The organism is Sphingobium sp. TomTYG72, from assembly GCF_055394715.1.
On the sequence record NZ_AP027336.1, the window covers coordinates 1315541 to 1333758 of the forward strand.

Sequence of the window (18218 nt, forward strand, 5' to 3'; positions counted from 1 at the left end):
CGCATGACGGCGAGCCAGTTGCAGCCTGAAGCCTTGGCCACGGAACCGGCAAAGTCCCTGTCCCAGCAACAGACCCAGTTCTTCATCCCGGCCACCGCTTCGCTCCACGAACGGCGTCCGCGAACGTTGAAGCATGGCGACAGCTTTGCGGTCTTCGATCATAGCGGCGATGCGATCGCAGGACCGGGGAGCCCCGAAGGGCTCTACCACCGCGACACCCGTCACCTGTCGCACCTCTATATGACGATCAATGGGTTCCGTCCCATATTGCTGAGTTCCGCGCTGCGCGACGACAACGCCATGCTGACCTGCGACCTTACAAATCCCGATTTTTCGGGCGACGATGGCAGGGTCGCGGTGGAACATGACCTTATCCACCTGCGCCGCACGAGGTTCCTGTGGGACTCCGCCGTCCACGAACGGATCACGATCCGCAACTTCGATACCGAAGCCCGAACGGTGAAGGTGGAGATGAGCTTCGCCGCCGATTTTGCCGATCTTTTCGAAATTCGCGGCATGACGCGCTTGCGTAAGGGAGTGATGAAGCCCCCTGTCGTGGGAAGCGCCGACGTTCTCCTCGTCTATGAAGGCCGCGACGCCAAGACGCGTGAAACCCACCTCTGTTTTGATCCGGCGCCTCAAGAGCTCACTGAAAGCCATGCCATGTTTGAGATCATGGTCCCGCCCGGCGAACGGCGCACCCTGTACATGCGCGTTGCGTGCGAGCGGGCAGAATTGACGCAGGAACCCTTCTCCCGCCAGTTCCTCAAGACCCTTCGCGAATCCATGAAGTCGCTGAAACAGGCAAGGGCACGCGGCGCGACCGTCCGTTCATCAAATGCTCTGTTCGATGAGGTTACGCGCAGGTCCGTGGCCGACATCACCATGCTGTCCACGGACACCGAATTTGGCCCCTATCCCTATGCTGGCATTCCCTGGTTCAGCACCGTGTTCGGGCGCGACGCCATCATCACCGCGCTGGAAACGCTTTGGTATGATCCCGCGATCAGCCGCGGCGTACTCGGCTATCTGGCCAGGCATCAGGCCACCGCGTTCGACCCAGCGGCGGATGCGGAGCCGGGAAAAATCCTGCACGAGGTCCGCCATGGTGAAATGGCGGAACTGGGCGAAGTGCCGTTCCGCCATTATTATGGCAGCATCGATTCAACGCCGCTGTTCATCATGCTGGCTGGGGCCTATTTGGAAAGAACAGGCGACCAGCCCTTCATCACCAGCCTGCTGCCGAATCTGGATGCAGCCCTCGAATGGATTGATCAGCATGGCGACCGCGATGGGGACGGCTTCGTCGAATATGGGCGGCTCACCGATCAGGGCCTGACCAATCAGGGCTGGAAGGACAGCCATGACTCGATCTTTCACGAAGACGGTTCCATCGCGCGCGGCCCCATCGCGCTCGCGGAGGTTCAGGCCTATGTCTACGGCGCCTGGAGGGCCGCCGAAGCCATCCACAGCGCGATTGGCGATGCTCAGCGCGCGGCGGACTACGGATTACGCGCCGACCGTTTGCGCGACCATTTCGATGCGGCCTTCTTCGACCCGCAACTCGGCACCTATGTTCTGGCGCTGGATGGGGAAAAGAAGCCTTGCCGCGTTCGCTCCTCCAATGCGGGGCATGTGCTGTTTACCGGCCTCGCGCGGGAAGAGCGCGTGGAATCGGTGGTGCGCACGCTGATGGCGCCAGCCTCCTTTTCCGGCTGGGGCGTCCGCACCATCGCATCGACGGAAGCGCGCTACAATCCGATGAGCTATCATAACGGCTCGATCTGGCCGCATGACAATGCCCTCATCGCGGCAGGCTTTTCCCGCTATGGCTACAAGCGTGAGGCGGCACAGATATTCGAAGGCCTCTTCGCGGCCGCGACCTATGTGGACCTAATGCGTCTGCCGGAACTTTTCTGCGGATTTCCGCGTCGTCGGGCGCAAGGACCGACCTTCTATCCCGTGGCCTGTAGCCCCCAAGCATGGTCCGCCGCCGCCCCTCTGTCATTGATCCAGTCGAGCCTGGGCATCGGCTTCGATGTAGCAGGTCCTGAAATCTCCCTGCGCGAACCAGCCCTGCCGCGATTCCTCGACGAACTGCGGCTCTATGGCCTGCGCATTGGCGAAGCATCGATCGACATCGCCTTTGACCGAATGGGTGACAAGGTCGTGGTAAAGCCCCTCGACCGAACAGGCTCGGCGCGGGTGGTGACGATAGCTTGAGGCTTTTGCCTGGCTACTTCGCGTCACCCAAGGCCTTGAAAAAGGTGGTGCGGCTAAGCGGAGCAAGGTCGAACCCGCGCGATGGGTTGGTGGGCGGCATCGCGCAAACAAAAATGGTGCGTGACGCAGTCCAGGCCGGAGCGGTCTCCCACCCACATTTCCCTGTTCTATTGGGAAAATACAGGGAATATCGCGAAACGGGGCTCTCCCGGCGTTTCCTCTCTGAAGCAATCGCCCGTATTTTCGGGTCCGACGAAGCCAAATTCCCTGCGATATTTACAGGGAATTCAAGCGGGCAAGCAGCGAATTCGCGTAGTCATAGCTCCCACCCAAGGTCCGATCCGATCGCGCTCAAAGCTTACGGCCGGAAACGGGCGGTTCGCGTCGTGCCCAACCAACAACAACCAGTCTCACCCTTAAACTGCCGCCATCTGCATCATCGATGCGTAATCAGTCTTTCCCGTGCCCAACAACGGCAGCGCATCCAGCACCCTGATCTCGCGCGGCAGAGCCAGTTCCGTCACGCCATTGGCCTTGCCCCAAGCCTGCAATGCCGCCGCCTTTGCATCCCGCGCCGTGGTGAACAGCACCAACTGCTCCCCCTTGCGCGCGTCGGGCCGCGTTACCACAGCATGCTCCGCATCCGGCCACAAAGCCGAGGCATAGCCCTCCACGGCTGGTAGCGAGATCATCTCGCCCCCGATCTTGGCGAAACGCTTGGCCCGCCCCCGGATCGTCACAAAGCCCTGTTCGTCGATGGTCACGATGTCGCCGCTATCGTGCCAGCCCCCTTCGGGTGGCTGCAAAATTCCCGGCGCATCGGCCTTCATATAGCCCGCCATGATGTTCGGTCCCCGGATCGAGAGCCGCCCGCCCTCGCTGATCCCCGGCACATCGTCCAGCCGCGCCTCGATCCCCGGCAGCAACCGTCCGACCGACCCGGCGCGGAAATGCATCGGTGTGTTGACCGCGATGACGGGCCCGGCCTCCGTCGCGCCATAGCCCTCCATTATGCGCAGCCCGAACTTCTCGGCATAGGTCTTACGCGTCTCGTCCCGTACCCGCTCGGCCCCGGCGAAGATGTAGCGCAGCGAGTAGAAGTCATAACCATGCGCCATCCGCGCATACCCCGACAGGAAGGTGTCCGTCCCGAACAGGATCGTCGCATTCGCGTCATAGGCGAGCGCCGGGACAATCCGGTAGTGAAGCGGGCTGGGATAGAGCAGCGTCCGCACGCCATGGAAGATCGGCAGCAACGTCCCGCCGGTCAGCCCGAAGCTGTGAAACACCGGCAGCGCGTTCAGCACGACATCCGACGAATTAAAATCGATCCGCGCCGCCAACTGCCGGCAATTGGACAGCAGGTTACGATGGGTCAGCACCACGCCCTTGGGCAGGCCTTCCGACCCGGAGGTGAAAAGGATCACCGCCGCATCATCGGGCGAAATCCTGAGCTTCCGATGCACCCTTCCGGCAAAACGGCTGGCGATCAGCCCGCGCAGCTTCGCTCCCGCCCCGATGGTCGCACCCAAATCCTCCAGCCAGATAAAGCCGATTCCTTCCGCCTCCAGCCCTGTGATCACATCGCCAAGCTTGCCCTGCTCAACAAAGGCGCGCGCCGTGACGATCGTCCGGATCTGGGCCGCGGTGCAGGCCGCCTTCAGGTTAGCAAGGCCCGCCGTGAAGTTCAGCATCGCGGGCACGCGCCCGCCCGCCTGTAGAGCAAAGAAGGTCACCGCCACGCCCGCAACATTGGGCAGCAGCACGCCCACCGCCTCACCCTGCCGTGTCGAGCGGCCCAAAGCCCGTCCCAGCACTAGCGCGCCCGTCACCAGCCGCCCGTAACTCAGCGGTTCGCGCTTCACATCCTCGACCACCAACGCCTTTGCGCCATGGACATGCCTCGCTTCGAGCAGCGCCTCGAACAGCGTCCGGTCGGTGTCCGACGTCGCGAACATCATCTGGCTCATCTCGTCATACAGCCGTTGCCCGGCGATTGCCCGCCGCGCCCGCGCCGTCATTTCTCCCTCTATGGTGAAGCGGCGCGGTTCCAGCACGGTCAGGATGATCTTGGGGAAACGCCGCAACCGCACCTTCCCCTTCAATCGCGAAAATGGCGTGAACTGGGCGCCATCGATCCGCACGGGGATAATCGGCGCATCGGCCTTGTCCGCGACCATGCCGGGGCCGTCGAAGACCTTCATCAAGGCGCCGGTGACAGTGATCCGCCCTTCGGGGAAGATCACCAACGTCCGCCCCTCGCGTACCGCCTTGACCATCGCCTTGGCCGAAAGGGGATTGGTCGGATCGACCGGAAAGGCATCGAACAACGGCAGGAAGGGCTTCACCCACCAGGCCTTGGCGATCCGGGTATGCACCGCAAAAGTCGGCTTGCCGGGCAGGAAGGCGGCCAGAAGCAGCCCGTCAAGGAAGGACACGTGGTTGACCACCACCACCGCCGGTTCCCCAGCGGCGGGCATGTTCCGAGCGCCATGCACCTCCACCCGATAGCAGAGTTTCAGCAGCCCGCGCACGATAGCCTTGATCACCGTCTCCGGCAGCAGCCAGCAACTGATCAGCGCCACCGCCAAAGTCGCAAAGCCCATCACCCCGATGATGCCGGGCACGCTCTCGCCTCGCGCCAGCATCGCTGTCACAGCCGAGACGACCGCCACCGTGGTCGCCGCATTGACGATGTTATTGGCGGCAATGGTACGCGACCGCTCCTCGCGGGGGCTGTGCGTCTGGAGGATGGCATAGAGCGGCACGATGAACATGCCGCCGGCAAAGGCGATGCCGGTGAGATCCACCATGACTCGCCAGCTTCCCGGCGACCCAACGAATTGCGCAATCCCGGCGCCCTGATGCACCGGTGCAAAGCCGCTGGTCGATAGCCACAGGTCGATCATGAATCCGGCCAGCGCCAGCGCCGAAACCGGCACGAACCGCGCCGACACATGCCCGCCCAGCAGTCGGTTCACCAGCATCGATCCCAGGGCGACACTGATGGAGAAAATCAACAGGAACAGCGTCGCGACCTCTTGGCGGGCCTTCAGCACACCGCTCACCAGCGGCGCAAACTCGGCCAGCAGCACCGCGCCCACGGCGAAGAACCAGCTGATGCCCAGGATCGACAGCCAGACGCCCCGGCCATGCCGCGCGGCCTTCAGGATATGCCAGGTGCTCTTGAACACATTGCGTTCGATCCTGAGGCCCGGCGCTACCGTCGGCGCGGGCGGCACGGCAAGGCTGATGAGGAAGCCGAAGATCGCGACCCCGACAGCCACAAGGCCCGCCTCCCAAGGCGGGATAACTCCCGCCAGCAACTGCCCGCTCAGGATCGCGAGAAAGGTTCCCGCCTCGATCAGTCCGGTCCCGCCCATAATCTCATGCGGATGCAGATGCTGCGGCAGGATCGAGAATTTGACCGGCCCGAAAATGGTCGAATGCAGCCCCATCAGGAACAGGCAGGACAGCAGGATCGGCACCGATTGTAACCAGAAACCTGTCACGGCGAGGGTCATGATGACGACCTCCGCCGCCTTGACCGCGCGTACCAGCTTCGCCTTGTCCCACGCGTCAGCCAATTGCCCGGCAAGTGCCGAAAAGAGGAAATAGGGCAATATAAAAAGGCCCGTGGCGATCGTCGCCAGCATCTCCGCCTTGTCCGGCTCGGCGCGGTAGAGGCCGAAATTAGCGAGGAACAGCAGCGCGAACTTCAACAGATTATCGTTGAACGCGCCCATAAACTGCACCACGAACAATGGCGCGAAACGACGTTTACCCAGCAAAGACAGATCAGGTGCGGACATCTTCTTACCCCCGTCCTTCAGCCATTATGCGGCATTTGTCGCAGAGTTGTTAACCGGTTCACGTAGCACGCGATTATAAAGCCATCCGATCCCGATCAGGCTGAAGCCCAAGGCCAGGAACGACCCGATCCGCAGCAGCCCGGTGAGGCCCGACGCGTCGAGCAGGAATACCTTGGCGACGGCGCAGAGCATCAGCAGCAGCGACCCGATGCGCCAGTCATGCGCTTGGGTGCGGATGCCCCAGAGCAGGAAGCTGAACGCCAGCCCCAGCGCAAGCACGGATCGCAGGATGTCCTCGCCTTCACCCAGTCCTGGTACGGTCAAAACCGTTCCCACGAACATCTGCCGCACGCTGGCCAGCGCAAAAAGCGCGATCAGCAGCATCCGCAATATATCCGCAGGCCGCTTCAACACCTCGTTCCTGCGCTCGACCAGCCCGATCGCCAAGAACGGCAGGCCGAAGGCGGGCAGCAACTGATTGGCGACCGGCCAGTCCCCAACCGCCTGAGCAGCCCAGAGCGGATCATGCAGCAGCACCGTATAAACCAGCGCATGGCCAAGGCCCACGCCGATGAGCCAAAGCGCCACTCCGGACGATTTCGCCCACCGCCAGACACCAAAGCCCAGGCCAATCAGCACAGCCTCCCAGACCACCCTCTCGGCCAGCGCCAGGCGCACCACGTCCGCGTCATTCACCAGCCCAAAGATCTGCTTGTAGCCGATATGGATCGCGACTGCGCCCATCATCGCCGCCACGGCAAGCCCCGACCGCCGAACCCGCATGTCCACGGATCCGCCTACCCGCCACAAGGCCGCAGCTAGCACCCCCGCCGGAACCGCCAGTCGTCGCAGCGCCTCCCCAAATTGCGGCAATCCCGTCACCAGCATCGGCTCCCCCGCCAGCGACAGCAGCGCATGGCCAGACCATACCGCCAGCGGCCAGACCGCCCACAGCAACGAAATAGCGGCCATCACGCCCAGCGCAGGCAGCCACCGCCGCGCGATCTCCGCCAGCAGCGCCAGCCCCAGAGCCGCCACCACCGGTAGCCAGACCGCGGGCATGATTTGCGCCACCGCTCCATAGCCGAGCAGCGCTGCAAAACCCTGCGCAACCAGCCGTCCCTCGGCGAAACGCGCGCGCCAGCCGAACAAGACCGCCATCAACGCCACTGGCAGCCAGCGCAGCCCGGCCTCAGCGGGTACGACGGCATCACCCCAAAGCCGCGTCATCTGAGCGAAATCCCATCCTACCAACGCCATCACTGCGCCAATCGCAAAAACCCAGCCGCTTCCTTCGACCTGCCGGTCTTGGGCTCGCTCAGCCAGCATCAACAGGCTCGCCGCCCCCGCCGCCACGGCGATGGCCAAAGCCCATCCCGCCAGACCGAAGGCGCCGGCTACCACCATTAATGCAGCCGCAGTCGTCGCGAGCAGGGCAAAGCGCGCATCTTGCCGCCGCTCGGTGCAGTTCCAGCCCAACATCATGGCCGCCACCGGCAGAACCGTGATCGCCAGGGCCAGCAAGGCAAAGCTGCCGTCCGCTCCCACATGATAGAAATGCACAAGACTGACGAGCAGGCCACCCAAGGCCAGCCCAGCGACCTGTCCGGCCTCCACCAGCCCTCCGCCCGTGCGCCACAACCGTCCCAACGCCGTCCCGCCATAGATCGCGCCCATCGTCAGCATTACCAGCGCAAAGCGGCTCATTTCCGGCTCCGGCCAGATTCCGGCGAGCAGCAACGCGACACTCAGCCCGACCGCGCTCAGGGGCCGCAAGGCCGCATCGCGCCCTAGCCAGACCAGCGCCACGGACAGCAGGGCGAACAGACCCCAATGCAGCATCGCAAAACCGCCGGTCGCGACCAGCGCCGCCATCTGCGCCGCCGCCACCACAGCAGCGGCTATGCGCACGACAGTCCCTCGCGTCCCTGAAAAGGCCAGCAATGGGAGGCCTACGCCCAGCGCCAACAGCAGCAGCCCGACCCACAGCGAGGAAGCCCAGTCCAGAGCCCCCATGACCAGCAGTGCCGCGCCCCAACCGGCTCCGCCGATCAACGCGCTCACCCCCAACCACATCCAGCGCTGTGTCCGCGAGAGCGCGCACAGGCCGCCCACCGCTAGTGCCAAGTAGCAACTCAGCAGGGGCACATTGGGCGACCCCGCCTCAACCAGCGTCGGCGCGGCCAGACCGCCCACCAGCCCCAGCAGCGCGCTCGGCGCGCCGAAACGCAGTGACAGCCCCATGGCCAGCGCCGTCACCGCCGCCAGCCCGGCAAAGGCCGTCCCCGGCCCCACCAGCGCGTATAGCCCATGTGCCGCCAACAGGCTGAAATAGAGCGTAGCCAGCCCTGCCCCCGCCAGCGCCTGCCGCACCCGAGGATCGCGCACTTGCGCCTCCTGCCGCAGCGCGGCTTCCGCTCCGCCGATCAACGCCGCGCCGAACAGCAGGCCCAGCGCGACGCGCACCGCTGGCGACAAAAGCCCCGCGTCGATCGAATATTTGACCAGCAGCACGCCCGCGACTGCCAGCGTCACCCCGCCCGCCCAGATCGGCAGCCGCCGCCCAAACAGTTCCTCAAAACCGAAGGAGGAACGCGATGGCGCGGCCGGATCGACAGCAAGTTCCGGGACAGCCTCCGGCTCCGCTTCGACCGGCGCTTCCACAACAGGCGCAACCGGCTCGGCTAGAGGTGCAGGGGGCGGCGCAGCCGGGACCGGCCTTTCGCGTATCACGATGGCCGCCGATCGCACGGCTTCGTCCACCTGTTCGCGCAGCGGCGGCCAGTCCTCCAGCATGGCCAACCGGCGCTCGACGGCCTTCAGCCGCCCCCGCATGTCGAACAGCAGGATACCGAAGACCAGCAAAACAAGCGCCACAAGCATGAGTCGCATCCCTTGAAGCGAAGAATGTTCCGTCGCTATCGTATAATTAAACACTGTTCAATAAAATAATTAGACAGTGTTTAATTAAGCCATTACCACTGATCGCCATGGGACGACGCTCTGACCATAGCCGCGAAGAACTGGAGGCGATGATCCTTGCCCAGAGCCACCGCCATATGGCGGAGGTTGGCTTCGCCCGCTTTTCCTCCCGGGAAGTGGCGAAGCGGATCGGCTATTCGGTAGGTACGCTCTACAATGTGTTCGGAAGCTATGACCGGCTGATCGTCGCGATCAACACCCGCACCTTCGATCTGTGGGCGGCCTTTCTGGAGGCGCGTCTCGCCGGCAATCCTCCGGATCGTATCGCCGCGCTAGTCGATGGCTATTTCCGCTTCGCGCGGGAGAATATAAATATCTGGATGGCGATCTATGATCACCGCCTGCCGTTGGGCGTCCCCATGCCGGAGGATTACGCCCGACAGCGTGCTGGCCTTACTGAAATTGTCGTTCGCGAAGTCGCCGCCGTCCTGCCGTCTGAAAGCCGGGACGTCGCCCCTCGCCTTGCCCGCTCGCTAGTCGCAACAGTGCACGGCCATTGCACCTTTGCGCTGAATGGCAGCTTCGCCCTGCTTGGCGAAAACGATCCGCTCGACATGGCGATCGCCCGTGTCAAGGAATCCTTGAGGGCGGCTGGGGCAACATTATAAAAGATGCAGTCAGGGGGACAACAGACATGCCGAGCTGGATCGAAAAGCTGGAACGCGATCTGCAATCGCCGCTGTCGGTGCGGCGCCTGGGCAGCGGGTGGTTTTCGGGCTTTTTCGGGCTGCTGCTCAGCGTCACCGGCCTTTGCCTCGTCATGGCGCTGCGATGGCCCGACTGGTTCGCCACGCCCGAACTCGCCGCGCTGCATGGCTGGGGCGGTTTGCGTCCGCTGGTCCACGGCTTTCTGATCGGCGGTTATGCGTTGGCTCTCCTCAGCTTGCTCCTGCGCCCGCGCAAGGCGATCGGCGCCACCGCGATGATCATCGCGCTGCTTGCCACCCTGCTCGGCGGCGCGGAGGTGCAACCGAGCGAAACCCATGACTGGGGCATTTTTTTCGGGCTGGATTTCTTCGCGGTGAATATGGTCGCCACCGGCCTGATGTTCGCGCCCATAGAACGGCTTTTCCCTCACAAGGCGCAGCAGCGCCTGTTTCGTCAGGAATGGCGCGAGGACCTTTTCTATTATCTTCTCAGCTCAATGCTGGTGCAGCTCATCACCTTCCTCGCCCTCGCGCCGTCCAGCTATATCAATGAGGCCACAACCGGCCTCGCAGGCATCCGCGCCATGGTCGCCAACCAGCCCTGGCCGCTTCAGTTCCTTGAAGTCGTGATCCTGACCGATCTCGTTCAATATTGGTTTCACCGCGCCTTCCACCGCGTCCCCTTTCTATGGGGATTCCATGCCGTCCATCATTCAGCCAAGGCGATGGACTGGCTGGCTGGGGCACGCATGCATTTCTTCGAGATCATAGCGCTGCGCGGCGTGACGTCGTTGCCGCTACTGACCTTCGGCTTCTCGCCGCTGGTGATGCAGGCCTATATCGGCTTCGTCTATATCTACTCCTCGCTGCTCCACGCGAACCTCAAGGGTGACTTCAACCGTCTGGGCCAAGTGATCGCCACGCCGCGCTTCCACCACTGGCACCATGGGACAGAGGCAGTCGCGGTGGACAAGAATTTCGCCATCCACCTGCCGCTGCTCGACCGCCTGTTCGGCACCTATCATTTCCCCGATGGCGAATGGCCCAATGGCTACGGCGTGCCCGAAAAGGTGCCGCAAGGATACCGCGCGCAATTTCTTTATCCCTTTCGACGTAAACAGGATGCGTAGGGACGGATGATCTTTAGGTAACGCGGTGGTACACTGTGTCCGCCACTAATCGTCTCATTTGGGTGGATAGCGGACATAACTAATCCCCCCATCGAAGATGGGGAGGGGGACCGGCCGTAGGCTGGTGGAGGGGAAGCTGCGCAGGTCGCGCCATTTTCCCCTCCACCATGCTGCGCATGGTCCCCCTCCCCACGCTTCGCGCAGGGAGGATTTTGAGGACCGCTTCTGGTCGCGTGCCGACCGGCAGATTGTCCGCTAGAACCGAGGCGTCGCCAATCGATAGCGCTTCGTGCGGATCTGCGCCACGATGGCTGGCTGGGGTGTATTTCTGCCCATTCATTTCCATGGCATGATCCGTACTCAGGAAGATTTGGATGCGGGCATTCATGAGCGTGATCATCGGATTTCTCGTCGCAGCGTTGGCGACCCCCCAAGATCAGTGGACGGGTGAAAGGGGCACTATGCAAGCCAAGGCGATCATAGAAAACTGTCTCAGCGAAGCAAATAGTAGGCCATCTAGTCGCCAACTATGTGTGCCTCAGCCTTTTGAGACTTGTGAAAATGAGCATGGGACCAGCCAGAGGCAGATGAGCGATTGTGCGACGTTCTCACGCTTGGCGTGGGAAGATAGGCGGGCCTTGGCTGCGAAACGGCTTATCTCTGCCCAGCAGTCAGATATAATATTTCCTTCTCCCAGCCGGCATATCATTATGTTGATCGCAAGTGAGCAAGCTTGGGGCGCTTGGAATGTCTCGGACTGTGAGATGCAGGCCGCTCTCAGCCAAGGCGGGACCTATCACCGCTATGATCTCGACATATGCCTATCCAACCACGCGGCCCATCGCGCCATCGAACTGGAAGCATTGAGCGAAACGTGGGGCAAGATTTTCAACCTTGAAGGTTCGTAACCGGCGCACGCCAAGGATTACCTTCATGCTTTGCGACTGGGATAAAGCGAAGCACACTCCCTCCCCCACCGAAAGGCGCGCCAAGTCTGGCGCGGCATAACCATCCCTCCGAGCAGGATCAGTGGCGAACAAAAGGCGGTGGCGCGCCAGTCGGGGTATCGGCCCGCACCCCATTCCCATGCCGCCATCTGGATTTCACCGCGCAGAGTGAGCGGATATCCGGTCAGCATATGATGCCGGTCATGCGCGTCGATCGCGGCTTGCCGCCAAGCGAAGTTCGGCAGACATATTTCCCAAGGACCGATGCGGAAGGTCCAATGCGACGCATCGCGAGGTTCGAGGGTGTGGTTGGAACGGTAAACGTCGAGCGGATCGGCTTCTTCCTGCATCAGGTCACCGGGCTGCCCGCGATATCGACCTGTTCGGGTGAGGCGACGCTCAACGCGCGGGATGTCAGCGGTGTGATGCCGGGCCGCGCCGGCAGATCCGCCGGTAACTTAACATTATGTGCCAGTCCGATCCAATCCAGTAGCTGGATGAAGCGGTATCCGAGATCAATTTGGCCTGGATAGAGGCCATGCCGGGCCGAACTCGGAAAGGCGTGGTGATTGCTGTGCCAGCTCTCGCCCATGGTCGGGATCGCCATCAGCGGCACGTTGTAGGCCTGGATGACCGCGCCATCGACCGACCAGTCCTGCGGCCCTCGCGTATGAGCGAAATAAGAGATGAACCAATGCATGGTCGTACAGGCGGCGACCCGCACAGGCACGCCCCATATCACCCACGGCCATCCCCCCAGTGCGTAGAGGACAAGCGCGATGGGTATCTGTTGCGTCATCCAATATCGATCGAGAAAGCGATAGAAGCGATCATCGCCAATGCCGGGTCCCGGATCGAAGCCCGGCGGTCGGGTTAACTTGAGCCGAAAATGGAGATAATAGAATCCATCAAGGAGAAGCGGCTTGGCGTGCCGGAGGAACCAGTGACAGTCGGGCTGGCGCTGGGCCCAGTCACGACTGTCGTGCAGCCGGATCGTCCAGATTGGCCCGCCCATTCCGACCGCCGTCCCGAACCACACTAGAACACGCTCGAGCCATTTGGGACAATCGAAGCTGCGATGGATGAGACGGCGATGAAAGCCGACGGAGTGGCCGACGCAGAGCGTAATCGCGGCGGTGACGAGGAAGGCTGCAAAGGCGCTCAAGCTGAAGGTCATGGGCCCGAGTATTAGCGCGGCTATCAGCATCGCGCCGTTCCAGATCGAGCGGGGCGCATCCCAGACGACCTCCCCTTTGACCGCATCGGCGCGATCGAGATGGGTGAGCGAGTTGACCTTGAACGCACCGCTCGCGGCGCCCCCTGCTTGGCTCATAGATCTTTCCTCCTGTTCCCGAAGGCGCGGTCAGCCAGCCGGGCGGCACGTCCGCCGATACCGATCAGCGTTCGCATCGTTCCTGGCGACAGCCTCCGGGCACCTGCTTCGATAGACGCGACATCCTTGACCAGATCGAACAACCGCTGGGCTTGGCGCTCCACGATCGGATCCTCACCTTGCCTGCCGCGCTCCCAAGCTTCGTGCACCGACTGCGCGGTGGCAATCTCCCGCTCCCGCCGCGCCTCGAGCGCCTGCGTAACGAGCGACCAAGGGTCTGTCTGCGTTAACCAGCCGGTCGGGCCTTGCACAGCCAATCGATCCTCCGAGAGCCAGGTCAGGGCTTCTTGGACAGTCAGGTCGTCCATCGCCAGCATCATGACGATCTCGCTTTCCGATAACGGCCGCGCGACCAGAAAGAGCAATCCATGAACGCGACACGCTTCACCGGGCAGCCCCCAACGGGGACCAAGTGTACCAAGCCAATCGATGATGGCGATTGACCCCGAAGACAGCGGCGAACCCCTCATGTTTCGTCCGCCTGTCGATGCTTGTTGCCGGCGGCTCTCCGCTCCTTGACGATCTTGCGGGCCTCCGGACAGAAGGGTGTGAGGAAGCCATACAGCAGATTCGCCATGTGATCGGCGGCGATACTGTAGAGAACGAACTGCCCGCGCTTCTGTTCGTGGACCAGACCGGCGTCTTTCAGAATAGAGAGGTGTTTGGAAATGGATGGCATCGCCATGTCGAACTTGGCGCTGATCTCGGTCACGGTCATCGGACCTCCGAGGAGGTGATTGAGCATTCTTCGCCTGGGCTCGGACGCCAGCGCCTTGAAGATCTCCATATCTATTTTCCTAATTAGGAAAATATGTGAGCGCAAGACGAAATGATGTCCCACCAACCTACGGGCACGCGATGGAATGACCGGCTACTGGTCGCGAGCAGCCGGACAGCTTCCGAACCTCGAAGCAGGTCGGCCTAGGCGCATCAGGCAAGTGGACACCCCAACTTGGGCATGCAAGCAGCGATGAACCGCAACCCGCCAGCTTCTGCAGTTTTCTAATTGTCGAGGCGCGCCCCAATTTTCGCGCGATCGCTGCTCCAATGAATATACATAGGACGCCCCAGTACCGAGTCCATCGGCACCATACCCACCCCCGATCGTTCTGGAGGCATCCTACTATCGGCGGAGCGGTCGCGGTTGTCCCCTAAAACAAATAAGCGGTTTGCCGGTACGGTGGTCTCAGGCATCTCATCCAAGTCAAAGGTGCCCATGTCGAGAACTCGGTGGGTCGAGGCTTCACCCGGCAGTTGCTCGGTCAGCAACGCTGCCGATTCCGAACGCTTGTCACCGCCCGCTGCGAACCTGCCGTTCAGCAGCTGATTAGCCGGCTTGCCATTTACGATCGGCACGCCATCATGCATACCAATCCTGTCGCCCGGCAATGCAGCGATCCGACTTGCGCGAATGTTGTTGGGTGCTTTGAAAATGATGATTTCGCCCCGCCGATAGGGGCCTCGCCAAAGCATATCGGCAATGAACTTGTCCCCCTTGCCAATGGTGGGTGCCATACTTTCCGATGGTGCAAAGAACGGCTTGTAAAGGCGATGCATGAGCGGTGGCATAAGATTGAGCAAAACCGCCAAGGCGATCGCTACCGCAGCTAAGCAGTACCAGCGAGACCAGGCTTGCACCGGCGAGCGAAGGCGACTTTTGCGCCACGTCAGCGCGGCGGATACGACATACAGTGCGCCCGTTAAACTAATAACGGTCGCGAGCCCCAAAACAACACGCCTGAAGCTCGTGACCGGCAGAAGACCCATACCCAGCGTGAACAATATAATCAGAACAAAGGGTGCGATACCAAACAGGATAGCTGTGCGCCAATCCCCGACGCGAAGGAGGCCAAGACCAGGAGTAATCAAGTTCAGGGCCGTAGTCCCGACCCGTGCGGGATAAGCTCTCGGGCTTCGATCGTCAGCTGCCTCGCTCATGATTGACCTTCCCCCTATCTACGCGATCAACTGCGTTTAGCGCCCGTTTTCAAACTATGCGAGGTGCGCCGAGATGTCCGCTAGGTTGCGATTTCAAACTGGACTAAAAGCCCGCGCGACGTGTGACGAAGCCCTGCATGCATGCGCCAGAGTGAGAGGCAATCGCCCGAATGTTCAGGTCCGCAGGGTCAATGCCCTTAATTTGTCCACAGGAAACTTTATCGCAGCTTACGGTGAATTCGTCTCCCGCCGTGCGTCCTGTTATGTCGTGGATCGAAAGGATGATTGATGTCGCGGCGACGTACGAACGATCCTCTGGGGGTGAGCGACTGTCCCAACGTCACCACCGACCCAGACCGGGAAAAGATCCTGGTCGCGGAGTTCCGCCGGCGGCTGGATTACGCTCTCAAGAGCTACGTCATGTGGCGCAGAGTCTTCGGGCCACCCTCCCGCTTCAATGATTCCCTACGCCGACTTGAGCTCGGCCTAAACCGCAAGGTGCGATCGAATAAGCCCAAACGCCGGCTGCACCCCGAGATTGAAGCCGTGATCTCTCATCACGCCAAGCAGCACGCTGCAGAGCGCTCCGGTAGGCCAGACGCTGTTCCCATGCCTGAAGACATAGACGCCGGTGCCCGAAAAGCTTTAGTCCTGCTCAAGGCCCGACGCGGGCGACCTGATGACCGCGTCCTTACCCATCATGTTGAGGGACTGATGGCATTGATCCAGAACTATTTGGGCAAGCCGGTCATGCTGCAGACAAAAACGAACAGCGTCTATGATCCACAAGCGACCAATGGAGCGGGCGAAATCCTGCTCATGATAGTGAAGGATATGGAGCCCAGGGCCACCCGGCGACGTATCGTCACGATCGTAGACGAAGCCCGCCGCCATTATGCCGGGAAACGGATGCACTTTTTCGATTTCTTCCCCGGTTATGGGGCGAGAATGAATGAAGCGACGGGGGAGATCAAAATGCGCCCCGGATTGCAGCTGGAGCAGATGAATTGGGCATCCCCGATTTATTGTGGTTAAACAGCCCTCCAATGCAGGATAACTGAACTGCTCCTTTTGATGAGGGAGCAGACATGCAAACGCCGTTTTCCAATCACCCGCATATCGAGATGGTCCGCCATGGCGCCCTGAAACCAAGCCCCGGCCATGCCCGCACCCATGACGAGCAGCAGCTGAGCAAGATCGAGGCGAGCATCCAGCGCTTCGGCTTTCTGGTGCCGGTAATCGCCGACCGGGAGAATCGAATCGTCGCCGGCCATGGCCGCTGGCTTGCGGCGGGCCGCATGCACCTGGAAGAAATTCCCGTCATACGCGCCGAATTTTTGACCGACCTCGATCGCCGCGCCTTCGCGCTTGCCGAGAATCGGCTGTCTGAACTCGGCGGTTGGAATGATGACCTGCTGAAGGCCGAACTTAACGCGCTTTTCGAGGGCGGATATAATCTGGAGATCACGGGCTTCACCACCGGCGACCTGGATTTCTCGATCGGCGAGACGGTGCCGGAGGAGGAAGAGGTCGAGCTGCCAGGTCCTGCGGCTCAGGCGATCAGTCGAGTCGGTGACCTATGGCAGATCGGCCCGGTGAAACTGCTGTGCGGCGATTCGCGCGCGGCGGAAAGCTATGAGCGGCTGCTCGGAGATGAGCGGGCAGCAATGATCTTTTCCGACCCACCCTATAATGTGCAGATCGATGGCAATGTTGCCGGACGCGGCCGTCACCGCGAATTCGCCATGGGTTCGGGCGAGCAGAGCCCGGCCGAGATGATCGCCTTCCTTCGCGCGGTGTTCCGCAACTGCGTGCGCTTCTCCGCGCCGGGGTCCATCCATTATCATTGCATGGACTGGCGGCACATACGCGAAATTCAGGATGCTGCCGACGGGGTCTATGCCGAACTTAAACAGCTCATCGTCTGGGTTAAAAATAACGGGGGCATGGGCACCTTCTATAGGAGCCGCCACGAACTCATCTTCGCGTTCAAGGCTGGATCGGGTCGCCACATCAACAATTTCGGGCTGGGCGACACCGGGCGCTATCGCACCAATGTCTGGGAATATACAGGTGCCAACAGCTTCCGCAGAGGCCGTGCACGGGACCTGTCGGATCACCCGACCGTAAAACCCGTTGCCCTAGTCGCCGACGCCATACTCGACTGCTCGAAACGGGGCGATCTGATCCTCGATCCCTTCAGCGGATCGGGCACCACCCTGCTCGCAGCGCTCCGGACCGGCCACCGCGGCGCCGCGATCGAGCTCGACCCCCTTTATGTCGATGTTGCGGTTCGGCGGCTGATGACCGCGAGCGGCCTACCCGCCGTAAACGCCGACGGCATCCGCTTTGAGGATGTCGCCGCTCAGCGAGCCAAGGAACTGCAGCATGGCTGACGATGGCGATTATGAAATCGGCTATGGCAAGCCGCCCAAGCACAGCCGCTTCCAGCCCGGCATGTCCGGCAACCGCAAGGGCCGTCCGAAAGGTGCGCGCGGCCTAAAGACCGATCTGGAGGAAGAACTTCGGAGTCGGCACACCATCCATATCAACCGTGCCCCGGTGACCGCCAGCAAGCAGCGCCTGATGATCAAGACGCTCGCCACTCGGGCGGCGACCGGCGACCTGAAAGCAGCGCAGATCCTGCTGCCCATCATCATGAACCTATTGGGCATTGAGGATCGGGATGGTGAGCGCAAGGCGCTGTCCGCCCAGGATCAGGCGATCCTCGATGATATCCTCCAGCAAAAACGGGATGAGACAAATGACTGACCTCCCTACCCTCGCTGACCCGGCCGCATTTCTCCAGGCTCTGATGCGGCAGGATTTCGGTGCCTTTCTGCGCAAGGCCTATCCCGCCATCCGCGGTGGCGATATGCTGAGCTGGAACTGGCATCTCGACGCCATCGCCCATGCGCTGGACCAGGTCGCCGCCGGCACCTGTCGGCATCTTCTCATCACCATGCCTCCGCGTAACCTCAAGTCCCTGGCGATTTCAGTGGCGTGGGTGGCTTGGCAGCTCGGCCGCGATCCCCGGCGGAACTTCGTCTGTGTGAGCTATTCCCACAACCTGTCCGCCAAGCTAGGTCGTAAACTCATAAAATGGCTTGAGGATTGGCCATTTGCATGATTCAGGGGCCTCCAGA

General features: G+C 61.7%; 15 protein-coding genes. 8 read left to right on the forward strand and 7 right to left on the reverse strand.

The window, feature by feature from the left end:
- The first annotated feature begins 3 nt into the window (after nt 1-3).
- On the forward strand, nt 4-2223 hold the full coding sequence (locus ACZ5U1_RS06670; protein ID WP_464779984.1) for an amylo-alpha-1,6-glucosidase: 2220 nt from the start codon (nt 4-6) through the stop codon (nt 2221-2223).
- 416 nt (nt 2224-2639) lie between these two features.
- Here ACZ5U1_RS06670 and ACZ5U1_RS06675 read toward each other — a convergent pair whose 3' ends face one another.
- Both ACZ5U1_RS06675 and ACZ5U1_RS06680 read right to left on the reverse strand, forming a co-directional pair.
- Entirely contained in the window at nt 2640-6035 is a 3396-nt protein-coding gene (locus ACZ5U1_RS06675) for an acyl-[ACP]--phospholipid O-acyltransferase (protein WP_464779896.1), read from the reverse strand.
- A 24-nt stretch (nt 6036-6059) separates the two neighbouring features.
- Nucleotides 6060-8918, reverse strand: a complete 2859-nt coding sequence (locus tag ACZ5U1_RS06680; protein ID WP_464779897.1) for a DUF2339 domain-containing protein — start codon at nt 8916-8918, stop codon at nt 6060-6062.
- A gap of 107 nt (nt 8919-9025) precedes the next feature.
- Between ACZ5U1_RS06680 and ACZ5U1_RS06685 the strand changes: the two genes are divergently transcribed.
- The 3 genes from ACZ5U1_RS06685 (at nt 9026) to ACZ5U1_RS06695 (ending at nt 11702) form a co-directional block, all read left to right on the forward strand.
- On the forward strand, nt 9026-9625 hold the full coding sequence (locus tag ACZ5U1_RS06685) for a TetR/AcrR family transcriptional regulator (protein ID WP_464779898.1): 600 nt from the start codon (nt 9026-9028) through the stop codon (nt 9623-9625).
- Between the two features lie 26 nt (nt 9626-9651).
- Complete coding sequence (locus ACZ5U1_RS06690) at nt 9652-10794, forward strand: sterol desaturase family protein (RefSeq protein WP_464779899.1); 1143 nt, start codon at nt 9652-9654, stop codon at nt 10792-10794.
- Nucleotides 10795-11180: 386 nt separating this feature from the next.
- Entirely contained in the window at nt 11181-11702 is a 522-nt protein-coding gene (locus ACZ5U1_RS06695) for a lysozyme inhibitor LprI family protein (RefSeq protein ID WP_464779900.1), read from the forward strand.
- Nucleotides 11703-11725: 23 nt separating this feature from the next.
- Here the strand turns inward: ACZ5U1_RS06695 and ACZ5U1_RS06700 are convergent, their stop codons facing one another.
- The 5 genes from ACZ5U1_RS06700 to lepB form a co-directional block, all read right to left on the reverse strand.
- Entirely contained in the window at nt 11726-12091 is a 366-nt protein-coding gene (locus ACZ5U1_RS06700) for a hypothetical protein (protein ID WP_464779901.1), read from the reverse strand.
- Nucleotides 12091-13074: an acyl-CoA desaturase gene (locus ACZ5U1_RS06705; RefSeq protein ID WP_464779902.1), complete on the reverse strand. Its 984-nt coding sequence runs from the start codon at nt 13072-13074 to the stop codon at nt 12091-12093. Before ACZ5U1_RS06705 ends, ACZ5U1_RS06700 begins: the two co-directional genes overlap by 1 nt.
- Complete coding sequence (locus tag ACZ5U1_RS06710) at nt 13071-13604, reverse strand: hypothetical protein (protein WP_464779903.1); 534 nt, start codon at nt 13602-13604, stop codon at nt 13071-13073. The genes ACZ5U1_RS06705 and ACZ5U1_RS06710 overlap by 4 nt, the downstream gene beginning before the upstream one ends.
- Nucleotides 13601-13921, reverse strand: a complete 321-nt coding sequence (locus ACZ5U1_RS06715) for an ArsR/SmtB family transcription factor (RefSeq protein WP_464779904.1) — start codon at nt 13919-13921, stop codon at nt 13601-13603. Before ACZ5U1_RS06715 ends, ACZ5U1_RS06710 begins: the two co-directional genes overlap by 4 nt.
- A gap of 215 nt (nt 13922-14136) precedes the next feature.
- Nucleotides 14137-15072, reverse strand: a complete 936-nt coding sequence (gene lepB / locus ACZ5U1_RS06720) for a signal peptidase I (RefSeq protein WP_464779905.1) — start codon at nt 15070-15072, stop codon at nt 14137-14139.
- A 288-nt stretch (nt 15073-15360) separates the two neighbouring features.
- Here lepB and ACZ5U1_RS06725 point away from each other — a divergent pair, with 288 nt between their 5' ends.
- Genes ACZ5U1_RS06725 through ACZ5U1_RS06740 form a run of 4 tightly spaced genes read left to right on the forward strand, consistent with a single transcriptional unit; the run spans nt 15361 to nt 18202 of the window.
- The gene (locus ACZ5U1_RS06725; RefSeq protein WP_464779906.1) at nt 15361-16107 is read left to right on the forward strand and encodes a hypothetical protein; all 747 of its coding nucleotides are present in this window, start codon (nt 15361-15363) and stop codon (nt 16105-16107) included.
- 53 nt (nt 16108-16160) lie between these two features.
- Nucleotides 16161-17468, forward strand: coding sequence for a site-specific DNA-methyltransferase (locus ACZ5U1_RS06730; RefSeq protein WP_464779907.1), 1308 nt, complete (start codon nt 16161-16163; stop codon nt 17466-17468).
- Nucleotides 17461-17844: a DUF5681 domain-containing protein gene (locus ACZ5U1_RS06735; RefSeq protein ID WP_464779908.1), complete on the forward strand. Its 384-nt coding sequence runs from the start codon at nt 17461-17463 to the stop codon at nt 17842-17844. Before ACZ5U1_RS06730 ends, ACZ5U1_RS06735 begins: the two co-directional genes overlap by 8 nt.
- Nucleotides 17837-18202, forward strand: a complete 366-nt coding sequence (locus tag ACZ5U1_RS06740) for a hypothetical protein (RefSeq protein WP_464779909.1) — start codon at nt 17837-17839, stop codon at nt 18200-18202. Before ACZ5U1_RS06735 ends, ACZ5U1_RS06740 begins: the two co-directional genes overlap by 8 nt.
- The last annotated feature ends 16 nt before the right edge of the window (nt 18203-18218 follow it).